This is a genomic window from Candidatus Accumulibacter vicinus, assembly GCF_000584955.1.
GTDB lineage: Bacteria > Pseudomonadota > Gammaproteobacteria > Burkholderiales > Rhodocyclaceae > Accumulibacter > Accumulibacter vicinus.
Genome location: NZ_JDSS02000024.1, coordinates 100,948 through 103,028 on the forward strand (window position 1 = coordinate 100,948; position 2,081 = coordinate 103,028).

At 61.1% G+C, this 2,081-nt stretch carries 3 protein-coding genes; all 3 read left to right on the top strand.

Annotated elements, in window-relative coordinates; genetic code table 11:
- The first annotated feature begins 92 nt into the window (after nt 1-92).
- Nucleotides 93-662, top strand: coding sequence for a plasmid pRiA4b ORF-3 family protein (locus CAPSK01_RS11015; protein ID WP_034926280.1), 570 nt, complete (start codon nt 93-95; stop codon nt 660-662).
- 134 nt (nt 663-796) lie between these two features.
- Complete coding sequence (locus tag CAPSK01_RS11020; RefSeq protein WP_273703515.1) at nt 797-1,009, top strand: hypothetical protein; 213 nt, start codon at nt 797-799, stop codon at nt 1,007-1,009.
- A 419-nt stretch (nt 1,010-1,428) separates the two neighbouring features.
- Complete coding sequence (locus CAPSK01_RS11025; RefSeq protein WP_273703516.1) at nt 1,429-1,845, top strand: hypothetical protein; 417 nt, start codon at nt 1,429-1,431, stop codon at nt 1,843-1,845.
- The last annotated feature ends 236 nt before the right edge of the window (nt 1,846-2,081 follow it).

Here is a 2,081-nt window from a genome sequence, read left to right on the forward strand (position 1 = left end):
GGACTGCGTTGAGCTTGTATTGGCGCACTGGAAGTCGCCTGTAGCGGCATGCTATAGTCCGTGCGTCGAGTGTAATCACTGGAGAATGCTGAATGACAACGCCGGCAAGTTCGCTTGAGAAGATCTATCAGATCAAGGTCACCCTCAAGAACAGCCGGCCGCCAATCTGGCGGCGGCTGCTGGTGCCGTCTTCGATCACCCTGGCGCAACTGCACCGGGTGCTGCAGGCCGCGATGGGCTGGCACAACTGTCACCTGCACCAGTTCGTGGTGGCGGGCAATTGCTACGGGGATTCCGGCCTGGATGCCGACTTCGAGGTGGTCGACGAGCGCAAGGTCCACCTTGAGCGCTTGTTGATCAATGTCGGGAATTCGATGGTCTATGAGTATGATTTTGGCGATTGTTGGGAGCACAAGATCGACCTCGAGAAGATCCTGCCCGCTGATCCGGCAATCACTCTGCCCCAATGCATCAAAGGGGTCCGCGCGTGTCCGCCGGAAGATGTTGGCGGTGTCTGGGGTTACGCAGGTTTCTTGGCCGCGATGGCCGATCCCGAACATCCGGAACATGAGGACTACAAGGAGTGGATCGGCGAAAAATTTGATCCGGAGCACTTCGACATCAATAGAATCAACGCACGCATCGCTGGCGCGAACGACTAGTCGACAGTCATGTTGAACACGCTGGCCTAGATGAAGTACGAATGGATGGCCTTCAAAGCTCGAAGCGCCGCGACGCTGGAGGCCGACGTCGACAAAATTTTGGCTGGCTTCGGCTCTGATTATCGGATGACTTTTTGCTGAGCGCTTACTCACCCAATTTGACTCTCATCGAGCGCTTGTGGAAGTTCGTCAAAAAACAGTGCCTCTATGCCAAGTACTCCCGTGACTTCGCCTCCTTCAGCACGGCCATCGAACGCTGTTTACAGGATACCCACACCATCCACGCCAAGGCACTGAATTCCCTGTCGAGCCTGAACTTCGCAATCTTCCAAAAGGCTCAGTGGTGACCGCCCAAGGTATCGCCTCGCATGCTGCACAGGACCGCCGCCGTGGCGATGGCCAGCACAGCCGCAAAGGGATGACGCCTGCGCTTGGGCGCGACGTGGGTCGGCGATGTCGGCCAAGAAATCGGGAAGCGTGCGCCTCTGTTCGGCGGTGAGTATCATCCTGGGCGCTCCGGTGCGATAGCGGGGGTTGAGGATCGGGTTGGGAAAGCACGGCTCGCGCGTTGGCCTGCAAGGGGCGGACAAAGACCCGTTTGGGCCACGGCGCGTGGGCGTGTAGCCCTCTCGGGTTCGGCGAAAACCTTGCGTCAGCCCGAGCGGCGTCCAGTTCGCGGCCGTGTCCTTTCGGCAACGCTGCATGAAATCGTTGTGCTGGTCTGATAGCGTGGTAGGCCCGTGTTTACTGATCCAGGGGCCTCCCGATGTCATCACAGTCCCTTCCCTTAGCCGATCCGCAGCTAGCGGATGCGGCGGCGGCTCTTGCCGAATGGCGGAGCCCCCTTCCTCGTAGTTCGCGAATTCCGGAAGAGTTGTGGTCGCGAGCAATCGCGCTTGCCGAGCGGCACGGGGTAGCCAAAGTCGCCGTTGCCCTGAAGCTTGACTACACCAGTCGGAAGCGCCGGCTGACCCGCACGGGCAAGAGGCCGGTTGCCGGCGAGCGGAGCGTACCGCAGTCACCGGCCTTCGTCGAACTCGACTTTGGTCTGGCGCTTGCCCCGGCGGCTTGCGTTCTGGTTCTCTCTGACCGACACGGCCGGGCGCTGCGCATCGAACTGCCGCGTGCGGCCAGCAGTGACATCGCCGAAGTCGCCCGCAGCCTGTGGCAGGCGCGGACGTGATCCCGCTGCCTTCACGCTGACACGTCTGGGTCGCTGCCGAGCCGGCCGACTTTCGCTGCGGTATCGACGGGCTGGCCCGGCGCGTGCGTCAGATACTGGCCGAAGACCCTTTCAGCGGTACTCTGTTCGTCTTTCGCAACCGCCAGCGCACGGCGGTCAAACTTCTGGTTTATGACGGTCAAGGCTTCTGGCTGGGCCAGAAGCGCCTGCCACAGGGCCGCTTTCGCTTCTGGCCC